This window comes from Phreatobacter stygius, assembly GCF_005144885.1.
GTDB classification, from domain to species: Bacteria; Pseudomonadota; Alphaproteobacteria; order Rhizobiales; family Phreatobacteraceae; genus Phreatobacter; species Phreatobacter stygius.
Map to the genome: position 1 here is coordinate 4,769,792 of NZ_CP039690.1, position 16,561 is coordinate 4,786,352.

Consider the following 16,561-nt stretch of genomic DNA (forward strand, 5'->3'; position numbering starts at 1 on the left):
CTGATGCAAGCGACCCACCAGGACACCCCGCCCGTGGACGTTCAAGATGTCGGGGCAGGTCTCCTGGCTCACGGGTCGTCGGGCTGTCTGGCCTTCCCGAAGCCCTCCTGGGCCCCAGTGACACGTCTCGACAGCGTCTCGCCGTTTACAGTTGCGGGGGCAGCTCCGGCTTCGATGCGAACGGCATCTTCCCGGATTCCCTCTTAGCTCCCGGTGCGACTCAGGAGAACCTCGACCTCTATATATAGCGGCCCAGTCGACCTCAGTGTCAACAGGTTGTGGTTTTTGAAATGCGCGCTTGGCATCACCAAGCGTCCTTGTTTTGCATAAAGATATGACGACATAAAGATGTCTTTATATCTCCTTGACTTTTGTCGCCCGCCGTCGCCAACTGACGGCGTCGTGGTTCTGCGGGCCTCTCCGGGCTCGCGGCTAAGAGGGAATCCGGTACGCCTTCGGGCCAGGCCGGAGCTGCCCCCGCAACTGTAAGCGGTGAGCCGCTGTTCATCTGTGTCACTGAGGCCTGAAGGCTTCGGGAAGGCCGAACAGCAGCATTGACCCGCGAGCCAGGAGACCTGCCTCGACCTGATAACGTCCACGGGCGGGGTGTCCGGTGTGTCGCTTGCAAAGCGGGCCGCCATGCGTCCCGCCAGCCTGCACGCGGCCGCTTGGCCTTCGCCCCAGCAAACGGGGTTTGCCAATGTCGTCTCTGTCTCTGCCTGTTGCCACTCTCGGCGTGCCGCGCATCGGCGCCAGGCGCGAATTGAAATCAGCTCTGGAAGGCTATTGGTCCGGCAAGATCGACGCGCCGCAATTGCTTGCGACCGCCGCCGGTCTGCGGGCGAGCCATTGGGCGCGCCAGCAGGCGCTCGGCGTCACCGTCATTCCGTCGAATGATTTCTCGCTCTACGACCACGTCCTCGACACCAGCGTCATGGTCGGCGCCATTCCGGAAATCTATGGCTGGGCCGGCGGCAAGGTGTCGCTTGCCACCTATTTCGCCATGGCGCGCGGCAGCCAAGGCCCGACCGGCGAGGCCGATCACGCGGCGGCCTGTGGCTGTGGCGCTCCGGGCCATGGCTTGCCTGCGCTCGAAATGACCAAGTGGTTCGACACCAACTACCACTACATGGTGCCTGAATTCGAACGCGGGCAGGAGTTCGCGCTGGCCTCGACCAAGCCGCTCGACGAATTCCTGGAGGCCAAGGCGCTGGGCATCGTCACCCGCCCGGTCCTGCTCGGGCCGGTGACCTATCTGAAGCTCGGCAAGGCCAAGGACGGCTCGTTCGATCCCCTGACGCTGCTGCCGGATCTGGTGCCCGTCTATATCGACATCCTGCGCCGGCTGGCCGCCAATGGTGCGGAATGGGTGCAGCTCGACGAACCCTGCCTGGTGCTCGATCTCGACGAGGCCACGCGGCTCGCGTTGCGCAATTGCTACCAGACCCTGGCGCGCGCGCTGCCCGATCTGAAGATCATGCTGGCAAGCTATTTCGGCGCACTGGGCAACAATCTCGACACCGCTTTCGGCATGCCGGTCGCCGGCCTGCACGTCGATCTCGTCCGCGCGCCCGATCAGCTCGACCGGGTGCTGGCCAAGGCGCCGCGCGGCCTGGTGCTGTCGCTCGGCGTCATTGACGGCCGCAATGTCTGGCGCGCCGACCTGCCGGCCTTGCTCGACCGGCTCGAGCCGGTGGTGGCGAGACGCGGCACCGACCACATCGAGATCGCCGCCTCCTGTTCCCTCCTGCATGTGCCTGTCGATCTCGACCTGGAGACCGGGCTCGATCCGGACCTCAAGGGCTGGCTTGCCTTTGCCGCGCAGAAGATGGGCGAGCTTGCAACCCTTGGGCAGGCGCTGGCCGGCGGGCGGCAATCGGTCTCCGATGCCCTGTCTGCTGCCGCCGAGGCTTCGGCCAGGCGGCGCAGCTCCGCCAAGATCCACGACCCGGCGGTGGCTGCCAGGCTTGCCGTGGTGACGCCGGCCATGGCGAGCCGCGCCCACGCCTTTGCCGAGCGCCAGAAGCTGCAGCACGACCATTTCGGCCTGCCGTCCTTCCCGACCACCACCATCGGCTCGTTTCCGCAGACCGAGGAGGTGCGCAAGGCCCGCTCGGCCCATGCCAAGGGCACGCTCAGCGACAGTGCCTATGACGCGTTCCTGCGCAAGGAGACCGAGGCGGCGATCCGCTGGCAGGAGGACATCGGCATCGACGTGCTGGTCCATGGCGAGTTCGAGCGCAACGACATGGTGCAATATTTCGGCGAGCAATTGTCCGGTTATGCCTTCACCCGGCACGGCTGGGTGCAGAGTTACGGCTCGCGTTACGTCCGCCCGCCGGTCATTTTCGGCGATGTGTCGCGGCCGCGGCCGATGACGGTCGGCTGGTCGTCCTATGCGCAGTCGCTCACCGACAGGCCGATGAAGGGCATGCTGACCGGCCCGGTCACCATGCTGCAATGGTCCTTCGTCCGTGATGACCTTGCCCGCGACCAGGTCTGCCGGCAGATCGCGCTGGCGATCCGCGACGAGGTCGTCGATCTCGAACAGGCCGGCATCGGCATCATTCAGATCGACGAGCCGGCGATCCGCGAGGGGCTGCCGCTGCGCCGGGGCGAATGGAAAGCCTATCTCGCCTGGGCGGTCGAATGTTTCAGGCTCTCGGCCGCCGGCGTCGCCGACCGGACCCAGATCCACACCCATATGTGTTACGCCGAATTCAACGACATCATCGACGCGATCGGCGCCATGGATGCCGACGTCATCTCGATCGAGACGTCGCGTTCCCGCATGGAACTGCTCGATGCCTTTGTCGGCTATCGCTACCCGAACGAGATCGGGCCGGGCGTCTATGACATCCACTCGCCGCGCATCCCGGCGGTGGCCGAAATGACCGAACTGCTCGACAAGGCCCGGCAACATCTGGCGCCCGGCCAGATCTGGGTCAATCCCGATTGCGGCTTGAAGACCCGCAAATGGGACGAGGTGCGCCCGGCGCTGGAAAACATGGTCGCGGCCGCCCGCCAGGCCCGTCTGTGAAGCCCGTGAAGGGGCGCGGCAAGCGCGCCCCTTCCGGCTCTTGCGGCTGGTCGATTTCAGCCCGGGACCAGATCGAAGAAGCCGACCACCGAGGCGAGCCGGCCATCGGCTGTAACGCGGCCGATATCGGTGCCCTTGACCACTGCCGGGCCGTCGCCGGCGGCAAGCTGCCAGGACAGCCTGACATTGTCGCCGAAGCCGTCGGGCTTGCCGGTGAGGCTGAAGCTCAAGCCGGCGAATTGCTGCTGCACGCCGGCGAGCACGGCGTCGATCTGGTCGTGGCCGCGGCCGGCGGCCACCGGATCGGCGAAATGGGCATCGGGCGCCCAGATCTCGGCGACCAGCTTCCGGCGCGCCGAGGCGTCGGTTTCGTTCCACATGGCGATGTAGCGGTCGGCGAGTTCGCTCGGGTTGGTCATGATCGTCTCCGTGAATGGCTTGACGGGACGATCATGGCGGTTCGCGGCGCCGATCCAATTACCTCGGAGGTTATCGCATGCTGACGCGGCTCGTTTCAGCCGTGACCCTGGTGGAAGCGCTCGAGGAAGGTCGCGAGCCTGGGATTCCGCGGCTTGCGGATGACGTCGTCGGGCGAGCCGATCTCGGCCATGACGCCTTCGTTCATGAAGCCGACGCGATTGGAGACGTCGGCGGCGAAGGCCATTTCGTGGGTGACCAGGATCATGGTCATGCCCTCGGCGGCGAGGTTGCGGATGACCGCCAGCACCTCGGACACCAGTTCCGGGTCGAGCGCCGAGGTGACCTCGTCGAACAGCATCACGTCGGGTTTCATGGCCAGCGCCCGGGCAATGGCGACGCGCTGCTTCTGGCCACCGGACAGCCGGCTCGGAAAGGCGTCGGCCTTGTCGGCGAGCCCGACCTTGTCGAGCAGGTCGCGGCCGAGTTCGTTCGCCTCCGCCTTGGCCATGCCTTTCACCTGCACCGGCCCCTCCGTGACATTGGCGAGCACGTTCATATGCGGGAACAGGTTGAAGTGCTGGAACACCATGCCGACGTCACGGCGCAGGAGTGCCAGCCGGGCATCGTCGGGCGCCTTGCGTCCCGTGCCGAATTCGAACCGGTGCTCACCCGCCGCGAGCTTGCCGGCCTGCGGCAGTTCCAGGAGGTTGAGGCAGCGCAGGAAGGTCGATTTGCCGGAGCCGCTGGCGCCGATCAGCGTCACCACTTCGCCGCGTGCGACGTCGAGCGAGACGCCCTTCAGCACCTGATGGGTGCCGAAGGCCTTGTGGATGCCCTCGGCGGACAGGGTGGGACTAAGCTCGGTCACCGATGGGCTCCCATGCGTTGTTCGACCCGGTCGGCGACGAGGGTGAGCGGAAACAGCACGACGAAATAGAGCAGCGCGATCAGCGAATAGACCTCCAGCGGCCGATAGCTGGCCGCGGTGATGACCGAGCCTTGATAGAGCAGGTCGGCGACCGCCACCGTCGAGACCAGCGAGGTGTTCTTCAACTGCAGGATGGTCTGGTTGATGAAGGAGGGGATCATCACCTGGATCGCCTGCGGCAGCACGATGCGCCGGAAGATCCGGCCCCGGCGCATGCCGATCGCCCGGCCGGCCTCCCACTGGCCGCGATCGATCGCCTCGATGCCGCCGCGGAAGATTTCCGCATAGAACGAGCCGGCATAAAGCGACAGGGTGAGGAAACAGGCCATGGCCGCCGACATGTCGACGCCGATCAGGACGGGCAGCGCGTAATAGACCCAGACCAACTGCACCAGCAGCGGCGTGCAGCGGAACACCTCGATATAGCCACGCAACGGGATCGACACCCATCGCGGGGCATTGGTGCGCAGGATGCCGGTGACCAGGCCAATGACGACACCGGCCGCGACCGTCGTCACCGTATAGATGAGGGTGACGAGAAGGCCTTGGCCGATCAGGCCCCAATAGGGCCTGAGCGCCCCGAAATCCCACGCATATTGCATCGACCGGGCTCCGTCAGAACTGCACTTCGGAGGGGATGTCGTCGATGGTCATGCCGAGCGCGGCGAAACCCTTGATCATCCACTCGCGGGTCTGGCCCATCGAGCGGTTGTAATCGGCCCAGGCTGACAGGAAGTCCTTGTAGCGCCGGTCGCTCTCGGCCCGGATGCCCATATTGGTCGGCAGGCTCAAGAGCGGCCGCGGAATGACGAATTCGCCGAGATTGGGGTTCTTCTTCAAGGTCGAGATCGCCAGCACCGCCAGCACGCAGGTGCAGTCGGCGCGTCCCGTGGCGACCGCCAGCACTGCCTCGTCGCGGTTCTTGAAGCCGAGAATGGTCGCCTTCGGGCAATAGCGGCGGGCGATCATCTCGTGGGTCGAACCGATATCGACGGCGATCTTGACCTCGGGCTTGTTGATCTCTTCCCAGGCCTGCGGCTTGGCCATGCCCTTCTTGGTGATGATCGAGAAGGCGTGGACCAGGATCGGGGTGGAGAAGTCGATGACCAGGGCGCGCTCGGGCGTCGGGTTGACCGCGAAGGCGAGATCGACCTTGTCACCCTGCAGGTCGAGGATCTGGTTGCCCCAGGTCGACTCGACCGTCTGCACCTTGGCGCTCAGCTTGGATGCGATGTCGTTGGCCATGTCGATGCAGGCGCCCGACCAAACGCCGGTCGGCAGGTCCTTGTGGAAATAGGGCTCCTGGCCGACGATCACGGCGACCCGCAGGATGCCGGATCGCTTGATCCGATCCAGCGTGGAGGTGGCAGCCTGGGCGGCCGCCTGGTTCGGCGCGGCAGTGGCGGCGATGGCTGCGCCCGCAAGCGCGACGGCGGTGAAAGCGTCCCTGCGATTCATCTCGAAACCCTCTGTTGCTGATCCCGCCCCAGGGCGCTTGGCTCCTTGGAGGCTGCGGCACTGTTTCTGTATTCAGGTCGAAATGCAATATGGTATTTTATTGAATTGGCTGATTGGGCATCATTTGTTCTGCATGCCTCATTCCTGGGCAGGCGGCCGGCGATCCCAGGCGCCAGGCCAGTGGAGAGATCCGAAACGAGGGGTTGCCAACAGAATTCAAATCTGAATACAACTCTGGGCGCAGTTTTCGCGCGGGTCAAGGGCCGCCGGTATCAGCCTTCAGGCGAGGTGCCTGGAACGGGCTCCGGGCCAGGCCTGCGGTGGCCGATGGCGCGCTCTTGACCAGTGGTCGTTAGGGCGCGCGAGAGTTCAGATGTGAGGAGATATCCGGTGCGTGCTGTTTTCGTCGATGCGAATGACACCCTGGCGGCGGTGACCGAAAGGCTGGTCCGGCCGGATGATCTCAAGGTCATCATCAACCGCAATCCCCAGGTGAAGCCGGAAGCGTTGCCCGCTGTGCTCGATGGCGCCGAGATCGCCATTGTCGACCACACCCACCTGCCGGCGGCGATCGCCCGCGAGTGCCGGGGCCTGAAGCATGTGGTGTTCCTTGGCACCGGCGCGCGCAGCTACATGAACCCGGAAGAGCTCGCCGGGCTCGGCATCGCCGTGCATATCATCAAGGGTTACGGCGACACGGCCGTTGCCGAATGCGCCGTTGCGCTAATGTGGGCATCCGCCAAGGGTTTTGCCCGCATGGATGGCGCAATGCGCGCCGGCAACTGGTTGCGCACCGACGGTGTGCAGCTCACCGGCAAGACCCTTGGCCTGATCGGCTTCGGCGGCATCGCGGCCGAAGTCGCAAGGCTCGCCTCCGGCGCCGGCATGAAGGTCATCGCCTGGAACCGTTCGGCCAAGTCGCATCCGGACGTCGAGTTCGTCTCGCTCGAGCGGCTGCTCGCCGAAAGCCATGTCGTGTCGCTGCATCTTCTGCTCAATGACGACACCAAGAACTTCCTGTCGCGCGAGCGCATCGCAGGGCTCCGTCCGGGCGTCATCCTGATCAACACGGCGCGCGGCGCCGTCGTCGACGAGGAGGCCATGGTCGAGGCTCTGCGCTCCGGTCATATCGGCCATGCCGGCCTCGACGTCTTCACCGTCGAGCCGCTGCCGGCGGGCCACGTGCTGACCACGCTGCCCAATGTCACGCTGTCGGCGCACTCGGCCTTCCGCACGCCGGAGGCGAGCGACAACCTGATCGGTGCTGCGCTCGACCATTGCCGCCGCATCGTCGCGACCGGCCGCTGACACGCATCTTCAGTTCAAAGGGAAATTCCAATGTCCGCGATTACCCGCATCGACCAGAATGCCCGGCGCAGCCGCGCCTCGGTGTTCGGCGACCTCGTCTTCCTGGCCGGCCAGGTGGCCGATGACAAGTCCGGCGATATCGCCAGCCAGACCCGCCAGGCGCTCGCCAAGGTCGACGACATGCTGGGGCGCGCCGGCACCGACAAGTCGCGCCTGCTCAGCGTGCAGGTCTGGTTGAAGACCATGGCTGATTTCGACGGCATGAACGCCGTCTATGATGCCTGGGTCGTGCCGGGCGATGCGCCGACGCGCGCCTGCGGCCGGGTCGAGCTCGCCGATCCCGGCTATCTCGTCGAAATCATCGCGATCGCGGCCCGCTGAGCGGATCGCGGCCAGCGACAAGCTTGGCCAAACCCATGGGCACCAACGAGGACAGGATGACGTCAGTGGCTACGCCGGAGACCGGCTTTCGTTCCGCCAGGCGCATCGGCGCCATTGGCGTCTCTGAGATCCTGAAGATCGGCGCCGTCGCCGCCCGGCTGAAACGCGAGGGCCGGCCGGTCATCGTGCTGGGTGCCGGCGAGCCCGATTTCGATACGCCCGACCACATCAAGGCGGCGGCCGAAAAGGCCATCCGTGCCGGCCAGACCAAATATACCACGCTCGACGGCACCGCCGAGCTGAAGGCGGCGATATCAGGCAAGTTCTTGCGCGAGAACGGCCTTGCCTATGCGGCGGACGAAATCACCGTCGGCGCCGGCGCCAAGCAGGTCATCCACAATGCCTTCATGGCGACACTGAACCCCGGCGACGAGGTGATCCTGGCCGCCCCCTATTGGACCAGCTATGCCGACATGGTGCAGATCGCCGAAGGCGTGCCGGTCAATGTCGTCTGCCGCGAGGAGAACGGCTTCCGGCTCGACGCCGCCGATCTCGAACGGGCGATCACGCCGCGCACCCGCTGGCTCCTGCTGAACTCGCCGTCCAATCCGACCGGCTCGGCCTATTCGCAGGCGCAGCTCCAGCCGATCCTCGAGGTCCTGAAGCGCCATCCGCATGTCTGGCTGATCGCCGACGACATCTACGAGCACCTGATCTATGACGGGCTGCCCTTCGTCACGGCCGCCCAGATCGAACCCGGCCTGAAGAACCGCACGCTCACCGTCAACGGCGTCTCCAAGGCCTATGCCATGACCGGCTGGCGTGTCGGTTATGCCGGCGGCCCGAAAGAATTGATCGGAGCCATGGCGGTGGTGCAGAGCCAGAGCACGACCAACCCCTCATCGGTCAGCCAGGCCGCCGCCGTCGAGGCACTGACCGGTCCGCAGGACCTGCTGGCTGAGCGCTGCGCCGCCTTCCAGCGCCGCCGCGACCTGGTCGTCGACGCGCTCAACGCGATCGACGGCGTCACCTGCCGCCGGCCGGAGGGGGCCTTCTATACCTTCGCCAGCTGCGCCGGGCTGATCGGCCGGCGCACGCCCGAGGGCACGCTGATCGACAGCGACAGCGCCTTCTGCCGCTATCTCCTGGAGCAGCACGACGTCGCCGTGGTGCCGGGCAGCTGCTTCGGCCTCGCGCCCTATTTCCGCATTTCCTACGCGGCCTCCGAGGCGAGCCTCGAAGAGGCCACCGGTCGCATAGCCAAGGCGTGCGAGAAACTGGCTTGCAAGGTGCTGTCATGACCAAGACCCAGACCAACGCCCGGACCGGCGGCCAGATCCTCGTCGACCAGCTTGTCGCGCAAGGCGTCGAGCGGGTCAGCTGCGTACCGGGCGAGAGCTATCTTGCCGCTCTCGACGCGATGCATGACAGCGCCATCGACGTGCTGGTCTGCCGTGCCGAAGGCGGGGCGGCCATGATGGCCGAAGCCTATGGCAAGCTCACCGGACGGCCCGGCATCTGCTTCGTCACCCGTGGCCCCGGCGCCACCAATGCCAGCCACGGCGTGCATATCGCCATGCAGGATTCGACCCCGATGATCCTGTTCATCGGCCAAGTCGATACCGGCATGCGCGAGCGCGAAGCCTTCCAGGAGGTCGACTACAAGGCGGTGTTCGGCACCATGGCCAAATGGGTCGTCGAGATCGACCGGCCCGACCGGATCCCGGAACTGGTGGCGCGCGCCTTCCGCATCGCGATGCAGGGCCGCCCCGGCCCGGTGGTGATCTCGCTGCCCGAGAACATGCTGACCGAGGTCGCCGCGGTTGCCGACGCGCCGCGCGTCGAGCCGGCCAGGAGCTGGCCGGCGCCAGCCGACATCGCCGGCCTCGGCACCATGCTGGCCGAGGCCAGGCGCCCGATCGTCATCCTGGGCGGTTCGGCCTGGGACGCGGAAGCCTGCGTGGCCATGGCGCGCTTTGCCGAGCGCTTCGACCTGCCGGTCGCGACCTCGTTCCGGCGCGCCGCGCTGTTTCCGGCCGATCACCCGAACTATGCTGGCGATCTCGGCATCGGCCCCGATGCGCGCCTGAAAGCGCGGGTCACCGGCGCCGACCTGATCCTGCTGATCGGCGGCCGCATGTCGGAAATGCCGTCCTCGTCCTACACGGTTCTCGACGTTCCGGTGCCGCGGCAAAGGCTTGTCCACGTTCATCCGGGCGCGGAAGAGCTCGGCCGCGTCTATCAGCCGGAGCTGGCCATCCAGGCGACGCCGGCAAGCTTTGCGGCCGCGCTCGAAGGGCTGAAGCCTGCCGGCGCGCCGGCCTGGGCCGGTGAGGCGGCCAAGGCCCATGCCGACTATCGCGACTGGACCGAGACGCCGCGCGAACTGCCGGGCGCCTTCCAATATGGCCAGGTGATCGCCTGGCTGCGCGACCGGCTGCCCAAGGACGCGATCATCTGCAACGGCGCCGGCAATTATGCCGGCTGGCTGCACCGCCATCACCGCTTCCATGCGTTTGCCACCCAGCTCGCGCCGACCTCCGGCTCCATGGGCTATGGCGTGCCGGCGGCGGTGCTGGCCAAGCGCCAGCATCCCGAGCGCACGGTGGTGGCTTTCGCCGGCGACGGCTGCTTCCTGATGAACGGCCAGGAATTCGCCACCGCGGTGCAATATGGCGCGGCCATCATCGCCATCGTCATCGACAACGGCCAATACGGCACGATCCGCATGCACCAGGAGCGCGACTATCCCGGCCGGGTGGTGGCGACCCAGTTGCAGAATCCGGACTTCGCGCTTTATGCCAGGGCCTTCGGCGGCCATGGCGAAAGGGTCGAGCGGACCGAGGATTTCGCGCCGGCCTTCGAGCGGGCCATGGCCTCGGGCAAGCCGGCCATTCTGCACTGCCTGCTCGATCCGCGCGCCCAGTCGCACGGCAAGGATTTCGTGCCCAGCGAAAAGGTTCAAGCATGAGCGAGCAGCCGCGCCGTCACGTCGCCATCATCGGAGCCGGCGCCATTGGCGTCATCAGCGCCATCGAGGCGCTGCGTGACGGCCATCGGGTCACCATCATCGAGCCGGCAACCCCGGGTGATGTCCAGGCGGCGAGCTATGGCAATGCCGGCTGGCTGTCGTCCCATTCGGTGATCCCGCCGGCCGAACCGGGCGTCTGGAAGAAGGTGCCGAAATTCCTGATGGACCCGCTGGGGCCGCTGGCGATCCGCTGGGGCTATTTGCCGTGGGCACTGCCTTGGCTGATCCAATATCTCCGCTCGGGCTGGACCGAGGCCAAGGTCGAAGCGACGGCCATCGCCTTGCGCGCGCTTCTGAAGGACGCGCCGGCGCTGCACAAGAAGCTCGCCGACGAGGCTGGCCTCGGCGATCTGATCGAACGCCAGGGCGTCATGCATGTCTATCCCTCGCGGGCGCCTTTCGAGGCCGACAAGCTCGCCTGGACCATCCGCAAGCGCGTCGGCATCGAATGGATGGAGCTCTCGGCCGACGAAATGCGCCAGCGCGAGCCGGACCTGCATCCGCGCTACCAGTTCGGCGTGCTGGTCGAGGAGGCCGGGCGCTGCCGTGATCCCGGCGCCTATGTCGCCGGGCTTGCCGCGCATGCCCGAACGCTCGGCGCCGAATTCGTCGCGGCCAAGGCCGAAAGCCTGAAACTCGCCAATGGCAAGCTGGTCGCGGTTGTCACCGCCGACGGCGAGATCGCCTGCGATGCCGCCGTGGTGGCGGCCGGCGCCCGTTCCAAGCCGCTCGCCGCCTCGATCGGCGACAACCTGCCGCTGGAGACCGAGCGTGGCTATCACGTCATGATCGAGAACCCGGAGGCCGGGCCGCGGACCTCGTTCATGGCCTCCGATGCCAAGATGGTGGTCAACTGGACCAACAAGGGCCTGCGCGCGGCAGGTCAGGTGGAGATCGCCGGTCTCGATGCCGCACCCAACTGGCGGCGCGCCGAGATTCTGCGCGATCACCTGATCAGCATGTTCCCGAAACTGCCGAAGGAATTGGCCACCAGCGTGGCCGGCGCGCGCGTCCATGCCTGGCTCGGCCACCGTCCGAGCATGCCCGACGGCCGGCCGTGCATCGGTTTTTCCCGCGCCAGCCGCGACGTCGTCTATGCCTTCGGCCACGGCCATGTCGGCCTGGTCGGTTCGGCGCGAACCGGCCGGGTGGTCGCCCAGCTCATCGGGGGCCGCGAACCGGAAATCCCGGTCGGCCCGTTCGATCCCGCCCGCTATCTCTGACCGCTCTTCCTGCCGCCTTTGAAAGGACCAGGCTCATGACCGCGCATCTCAGCCCTCCCGCGACCGCCGTTTCGGCTCCCCGCATCGCTCGCGGCGGCAAGGCCATCTATGGCGCACCGCTCGGCATCCTGATGCTGGAGGCGAAGTTCCCGCGCATTCCCGGCGACATGGGCAATGGCACGACCTGGCCGTTTCCGGTGCTCTACCGGGTGGTCTCCGGCGCCAGCCCGGAAAAGGTGGTGCTCAAGGGCGCGGCCGGCCTGCTGCCGGATTTCATCGACGCCGCCAAGGACCTGGTCCGGCTCGGTGCCGAGGCGATCACCACCAATTGCGGCTTCCTGTCGCTGTTCCAGAAGGAGATCGCTGCCGCCGTCGGCGTGCCGGTCGCCACCTCGTCGCTGATGCAGGTGCCGTGGGTGCAGGCGACACTTCCGCCCGGCAAACGCGTCGGCCTGGTGACAGTGTCGGGCTCGACCTTGACGCCGGCGCATCTGGAGGGGGCCGGCGTGCCGCTCGACACGCCGCTGGTCGGCACCGAGAACGGCAAGGAATTCTTCCGCGTGCTGATCAAGGCCGAGAAGCAGGACATGGACATCGCGCTGGCCGAAGCGGACGTGGTCGAGGCCGGCAAGGCGCTGGTGGCCAAAAATCCCGATGTCGGGGCCATCGTGCTCGAATGCACCAACATGCCGCCCTATGCCGCGGCGCTCCAGGCAGCCGTCGGCATTCCCGTCTATGACATCTATTCGATGATCACCTGGTTCCACGCGGGCCTGCGCCCCCGCGCGTTTGCCTGACCTCCTCGCTCGGCCGCATTGGGACCATGGGATGCCTTCTCGCGGTGACGACAGCTTGATCCGAGACAGCCTGATCAGCGATCTTCGCGCGCTGGTCGGCGAGCGCGGCATCCTGACCGCGGCCTCGGATATCGAGCCTTACCTGTCCGACTGGCGTGGCCTCTATCATGGCCAGTCGCCCTGCGTGCTGCGGCCGGCCGACACGCAACAGCTCGCCGATGCGATGAAGCTTCTCGCATCCCGGCAGGTTGCGGTCGTGCCGCAAGGCGGCAATACCTCGATGGTCGGCGGCGCCATGCCGGATGAGAGCGGCCGCCAGGTGGTGCTGTCGCTTGCCCGGATGAACCGCATCCGCGACATCGATCCGGTCGACATGACCATGGTCGCCGAGGCCGGTGTCATCCTGAAGGCCGCGCAGGACGCCGCCGCCGAGGCCGGCTGCCTGTTTCCACTGTCGCTCGGCGCCGAGGGGTCGGCCACCATTGGCGGCGTGCTCTCGACCAATGCCGGCGGCAATACGACGGTGCGCTACGGCAATGCCCGCGAACTGATGCTGGGCCTGGAAGTGGTGCTGCCGGACGGGCAGGTCTGGAACGGCCTCCGGCGGCTGCGCAAGGACAATACCGGCTACGCCCTGCGCCAGCTCTTCGTTGGCGCCGAAGGCACGCTCGGCATCATCACCGCCGCGGTGCTGCGCTTGGTCGCGCGTCCGCGCGCGCGGGAGGTCGCCTTCTGCGCGGTTCCGGATCTGGCGGCAGCACTTGGCCTGTTCCGCCGTTTCCGCGATCGCGACGAGGCGAGCCTTCAAGCTTTCGAATATATGTCGGGCACCGGCGTCGGCCTGGTGCTGAAGCACATTCCGGGCACGGCTTTGCCGCTGGCCGAAGCTGCCGATCACTATGTCCTGGTCGACCTTGCCTCGCCCCGTCCCGATGCCGGCCTGCGCACGCTGATCGAGGCCGTGCTCGGCGAGGCGCTCGAGGCTGGCGAGGTCCTGGATGCGGCGATCGCCGAAAGCACGGCTCAGATCCAGGCGCTCTGGCGGCTGCGCGAGGAGCACTCGGAATCGCAGAAGCTCGCCGGCGCGAGCGTCAAGAACGATGTCTCCGTGCCGGTCTCGCGCGTGCCGGATCTGATCCGGCTTGCGACGGCAGCCGCCGAGCGGCTGATGCCCGGCATCCGCGCCGTGCCCTTCGGCCATATGGGCGATGGCAATATCCATATGAACTTCGTCCAGCCCGAGGCCATGGCGCCCGCCGCATTCCTGGCCCGCAGCCACGACCTGATGGATCAGGTCAATGCGGTCGTACGCTCGCTCGACGGCAGCTTCTCCGCCGAACATGGCATTGGCCGGCTGAAGCCGGACATGCTGGCGGATTGGCGGGCCGGCGCGGAATTCGAGCTGATGCAAAGGCTCAAGGCCGCGATCGATCCGGCGGGCCTGATGAACCCTGGCAAGGTCTTCGAAATCCCCCGATCATGACCGATCGACCGCCGCGGGCGCGTGAATAGGCCGGGAATGGCCTGGTTTCGCGATTGCCAGCGCTCTCGCCGCGCCCGTATATTGAGGTGTGTTCGGCAATGCATTCAGCCAAGGGAAAGCACGTGGAGATCAACTCCGACAGCGTTGTCGATCGGGTCTATGAACAGCTCAAGGCCATGGCGGTGAGCTATGAGTTCAAGCCCGGCGAGCGGCTCAACGAGGGCGATATCGCCAAGCGCCTCGGGGTCAGCCGCACGCCGCTGCGCGAGGCGCTGAACCGGCTGAACACCGAGGGTTTCCTGCGCTTCACGCCGGGCAAGGGTTTCTTCTGCCGCGAGCTCGATGCCCATGAGATCTTCGACCTCTACGAATTGCGGAAATCCATAGAGCTGGCATCCGCGCGGCTGGCGATCCGGCGCGCCAAGGACAGCGATATCGACGCGCTGCTGGCCTTTCTCGACGCCACCGGTCCAGATCCGGGCGAGCGCAGCGCGATCGAACTCGTTGAACTGGACGAGGCCTTTCACGAGCGGCTGATGGCCATGTCGAACAATGCCGAGATGCTGCGCGTGCTGCGCAACGTCAACGCCCGCATCCGTTTCGTTCGCTGGATCGACATGGACCGGCTCAACCGCTCCAACACCCAGGCCGAACATCGCGCCGCTTTGCTGGCCGTCAAGGCACGTGACGAGGCGGCCTGCGTCTCGGTGCTGGAGAAACATATCGACCGTCGCCTCGATCAGATCACCTCGGCGATCAAGGAGGGGTATGCCCAGATCTATATGGCGACGGCGCGCGCCGTGACGGGTTAGGCCTATCGGCGGCTCGGCCAGAGCATGTGGTCGCTTCGCAGCGCCCGCTCATAGGCCTCGTCCCAGACCGGCAGGGGATAGACCACGCGGAAGCAGTCGAGGCCGCGCAGCATCGCCTTGGCGCTTTCCGGGCTGCGGGTCGCGACATCCAGGATCAACTGCCTGGCGAGGTTGGCGCGTCCCGCATTGCTGGCCGCGCGTTTGATCGCAAGGCTCATGCCGTCATTCGGCCGATCCCGCGCCTCGCTGATCGGCTGGGCCGCCTGGGTGATGAGCGCGGTCAACTGCTCGAACAGATAATCCGCGCCGATCAGACCGAGACCGTCGTCCGTCTCGGCAATCCGGCCATGGACGGCAGCGACCGCGAAGCAGGCCGGCGTCAGTGGCTGGCCGAGCAACGAGGCATGGTCATCTTCGGCGCCAGGCCGGCGATCGGCGGTGTCGTCGCAGAGCGCCCGGACGATCTCGGCCTCATTGGCCTCCAGGCGGTTTGCCAGCGTGAGGCAGGCCTCGGCACGGTGCGCCTGATACCAGCCGATGAAATCCATGATCTCGCGGGCGAGCGCCAGGCTTTGCGGTTTCGGCGCATGGCGGTTGGAGATGAATTTCCAGCCGCGCCAACCATGGATATTGGCGAAGACATCGACGACACGGCTGTCGATTTCGTCGAAAACGGCAAGGGCAGCAGCGGAATGGCGGCATTCCGGGGGAGCGAGCGTAATGGTCATGCTGGCCCCCGTTCGGGCGGTGTCCGTTGGCCGGTACCGGGTTTTGATCGTGGATCAATCTTGACGGCTGTCGGCACGGTCTGGCGCAATTCAGGGGCTCCGGCGGTCTTTGGGACAGAGGCTTTCTACGCCAGCATTGCATGCCCGTGATTCGCCTGCCTCCCCCGAACGGGGGAAGCGAGGCCGTTGCAATGATGATCGTCTGCTCGGTGAAGTGAAGGGCAGGACGCGCAATGCCTTCTCAGATGTCGGAGCGGCCATGAGCTTGTCTCGCGACGAGCTCGGCCAGGGCGACGAGGCGGCCGGCGCCGCTGCCGGCCCGGACGGGCCAGTCGCCGGCCGGCCCTATCCGCCCTTGCCGCTGACCATCGCGCTGGTCGAGGATCTCGGCCGCTTTCCGCAGGTCCGCGTCGTGCGCGACCAGCAGATGCTGAAGCGGATCGGACGGCTGCGTTATGGCCAGGGCGTGCGCGAACCCGAAAAGGTGACGACCAGCGTGGTCTCGGACCCGGGCTGCCTGATCGAGGCGAGCGATTTCAAGGGCGTCAATGTGCTGAGCTTCGATGCCGACGGCGTGACCGTTGCCTTGCGTGTCGGCGATGCCCTGGACCAGGGCTCGCCCGGTTTCGATACTCACCGGCAGGTCATGCGGGCGCACGGCATCGCGCCGTTCCTCGCCTATACCTGCTCGCGGCTGGTCTGCGCGCCGCGCCATGGCGGTGAAGATCTGGCGGCTCTGCTCGGTTATGTGCGCTGGCAGGCCGTGCATGCGGGCTGGCGCTACGGGCTGTTGCAGGCAAGCCAGGATCAGGTCGCGTCCTGCCGCGCCTGCGACTTCCGTGAGACCGGCATGTTCATCGATGATCCCGTCGCCGGCCGCTTGCAGGTCCTGGTCCTCGACAGCCAAGGCCGGGCGGGCCGGGACCCGGCGGCAGCCGCGCCCGGCTGACGG

Annotated in this window: 15 protein-coding genes and 2 riboswitches; of the genes, 10 read left to right on the forward strand and 5 right to left on the reverse strand. The window is 66.5% G+C overall.

The window, feature by feature from the left end:
* Positions 1-36: 36 nt before the first annotated feature.
* Positions 37-249, reverse strand: a riboswitch (cobalamin riboswitch).
* Positions 250-386: 137 nt separating this feature from the next.
* Positions 387-597, forward strand: a riboswitch (cobalamin riboswitch).
* Between the two features lie 103 nt (positions 598-700).
* Positions 701-3,040 (forward strand): 5-methyltetrahydropteroyltriglutamate--homocysteine S-methyltransferase, encoded by a 2,340-nt coding sequence (gene metE / locus E8M01_RS22400; protein WP_136962186.1) that lies wholly within the window; start codon positions 701-703, stop codon positions 3,038-3,040.
* A 56-nt stretch (positions 3,041-3,096) separates the two neighbouring features.
* On the opposite strand, the gene E8M01_RS22405 is transcribed toward metE, so the two are convergent.
* The 4 genes from E8M01_RS22405 to E8M01_RS22420 form a co-directional block, all read right to left on the reverse strand.
* Positions 3,097-3,459, reverse strand: coding sequence for a nuclear transport factor 2 family protein (locus tag E8M01_RS22405; RefSeq protein WP_136962187.1), 363 nt, complete (start codon positions 3,457-3,459; stop codon positions 3,097-3,099).
* Between the two features lie 95 nt (positions 3,460-3,554).
* Positions 3,555-4,328, reverse strand: coding sequence for an amino acid ABC transporter ATP-binding protein (locus E8M01_RS22410; protein WP_170182024.1), 774 nt, complete (start codon positions 4,326-4,328; stop codon positions 3,555-3,557).
* Complete coding sequence (locus E8M01_RS22415; RefSeq protein ID WP_136962188.1) at positions 4,325-4,990, reverse strand: amino acid ABC transporter permease; 666 nt, start codon at positions 4,988-4,990, stop codon at positions 4,325-4,327. Before E8M01_RS22415 ends, E8M01_RS22410 begins: the two co-directional genes overlap by 4 nt.
* A gap of 13 nt (positions 4,991-5,003) precedes the next feature.
* The gene (locus E8M01_RS22420; RefSeq protein WP_136962189.1) at positions 5,004-5,846 is read right to left on the reverse strand and encodes a transporter substrate-binding domain-containing protein; all 843 of its coding nucleotides are present in this window, start codon (positions 5,844-5,846) and stop codon (positions 5,004-5,006) included.
* A gap of 390 nt (positions 5,847-6,236) precedes the next feature.
* Between E8M01_RS22420 and E8M01_RS22425 the strand changes: the two genes are divergently transcribed.
* From E8M01_RS22425 to E8M01_RS22460, 8 genes are all read left to right on the forward strand, one after another.
* Positions 6,237-7,154 carry an NAD(P)-dependent oxidoreductase gene (locus E8M01_RS22425; protein WP_136962190.1) on the forward strand — a complete coding sequence of 306 codons (918 nt, stop codon included), beginning with the start codon at positions 6,237-6,239 and terminating at the stop codon, positions 7,152-7,154.
* A 30-nt stretch (positions 7,155-7,184) separates the two neighbouring features.
* On the forward strand, positions 7,185-7,535 hold the full coding sequence (locus E8M01_RS22430) for a RidA family protein (protein ID WP_136962191.1): 351 nt from the start codon (positions 7,185-7,187) through the stop codon (positions 7,533-7,535).
* A gap of 56 nt (positions 7,536-7,591) precedes the next feature.
* Positions 7,592-8,836, forward strand: a complete 1,245-nt coding sequence (locus tag E8M01_RS22435; protein ID WP_136962192.1) for a pyridoxal phosphate-dependent aminotransferase — start codon at positions 7,592-7,594, stop codon at positions 8,834-8,836.
* Positions 8,833-10,506, forward strand: a complete 1,674-nt coding sequence (locus E8M01_RS22440) for a thiamine pyrophosphate-binding protein (protein WP_136962193.1) — start codon at positions 8,833-8,835, stop codon at positions 10,504-10,506. Before E8M01_RS22435 ends, E8M01_RS22440 begins: the two co-directional genes overlap by 4 nt.
* Positions 10,503-11,789 carry an NAD(P)/FAD-dependent oxidoreductase gene (locus E8M01_RS22445; protein ID WP_136962194.1) on the forward strand — a complete coding sequence of 429 codons (1,287 nt, stop codon included), beginning with the start codon at positions 10,503-10,505 and terminating at the stop codon, positions 11,787-11,789. The genes E8M01_RS22440 and E8M01_RS22445 overlap by 4 nt, the downstream gene beginning before the upstream one ends.
* A gap of 35 nt (positions 11,790-11,824) precedes the next feature.
* Complete coding sequence (locus tag E8M01_RS22450; protein ID WP_136962195.1) at positions 11,825-12,586, forward strand: aspartate/glutamate racemase family protein; 762 nt, start codon at positions 11,825-11,827, stop codon at positions 12,584-12,586.
* A gap of 31 nt (positions 12,587-12,617) precedes the next feature.
* Positions 12,618-14,069, forward strand: a complete 1,452-nt coding sequence (locus E8M01_RS22455; RefSeq protein WP_136962196.1) for an FAD-binding oxidoreductase — start codon at positions 12,618-12,620, stop codon at positions 14,067-14,069.
* Between the two features lie 122 nt (positions 14,070-14,191).
* The gene (locus E8M01_RS22460; protein ID WP_246088388.1) at positions 14,192-14,881 is read left to right on the forward strand and encodes a GntR family transcriptional regulator; all 690 of its coding nucleotides are present in this window, start codon (positions 14,192-14,194) and stop codon (positions 14,879-14,881) included.
* 2 nt (positions 14,882-14,883) lie between these two features.
* On the opposite strand, the gene E8M01_RS22465 is transcribed toward E8M01_RS22460, so the two are convergent.
* The gene (locus E8M01_RS22465; RefSeq protein ID WP_136962198.1) at positions 14,884-15,609 is read right to left on the reverse strand and encodes a hypothetical protein; all 726 of its coding nucleotides are present in this window, start codon (positions 15,607-15,609) and stop codon (positions 14,884-14,886) included.
* A gap of 259 nt (positions 15,610-15,868) precedes the next feature.
* Here E8M01_RS22465 and E8M01_RS22470 point away from each other — a divergent pair, with 259 nt between their 5' ends.
* Complete coding sequence (locus E8M01_RS22470; RefSeq protein WP_136962199.1) at positions 15,869-16,558, forward strand: hypothetical protein; 690 nt, start codon at positions 15,869-15,871, stop codon at positions 16,556-16,558.
* The last annotated feature ends 3 nt before the right edge of the window (positions 16,559-16,561 follow it).

Coding starts and splice junctions, on each gene's coding strand:
- metE (WP_136962186.1), top strand. CDS start 701: ATGTCGTCTCTGTCTCTGCCTGTTGCCACTCTCGGCGTGCCGCGCATC.
- E8M01_RS22440 (WP_136962193.1), top strand. CDS start 8,833: ATGACCAAGACCCAGACCAACGCCCGGACCGGCGGCCAGATCCTCGTC.
- E8M01_RS22455 (WP_136962196.1), top strand. CDS start 12,618: ATGCCTTCTCGCGGTGACGACAGCTTGATCCGAGACAGCCTGATCAGC.
- E8M01_RS22435 (WP_136962192.1), top strand. CDS start 7,592: ATGACGTCAGTGGCTACGCCGGAGACCGGCTTTCGTTCCGCCAGGCGC.
- E8M01_RS22445 (WP_136962194.1), top strand. CDS start 10,503: ATGAGCGAGCAGCCGCGCCGTCACGTCGCCATCATCGGAGCCGGCGCC.
- E8M01_RS22415 (WP_136962188.1), bottom strand. CDS start 4,990: ATGCAATATGCGTGGGATTTCGGGGCGCTCAGGCCCTATTGGGGCCTG.
- E8M01_RS22450 (WP_136962195.1), top strand. CDS start 11,825: ATGACCGCGCATCTCAGCCCTCCCGCGACCGCCGTTTCGGCTCCCCGC.
- E8M01_RS22420 (WP_136962189.1), bottom strand. CDS start 5,846: ATGAATCGCAGGGACGCTTTCACCGCCGTCGCGCTTGCGGGCGCAGCC.
- E8M01_RS22470 (WP_136962199.1), top strand. CDS start 15,869: ATGAGCTTGTCTCGCGACGAGCTCGGCCAGGGCGACGAGGCGGCCGGC.
- E8M01_RS22430 (WP_136962191.1), top strand. CDS start 7,185: ATGTCCGCGATTACCCGCATCGACCAGAATGCCCGGCGCAGCCGCGCC.
- E8M01_RS22465 (WP_136962198.1), bottom strand. CDS start 15,609: ATGACCATTACGCTCGCTCCCCCGGAATGCCGCCATTCCGCTGCTGCC.
- E8M01_RS22405 (WP_136962187.1), bottom strand. CDS start 3,459: ATGACCAACCCGAGCGAACTCGCCGACCGCTACATCGCCATGTGGAAC.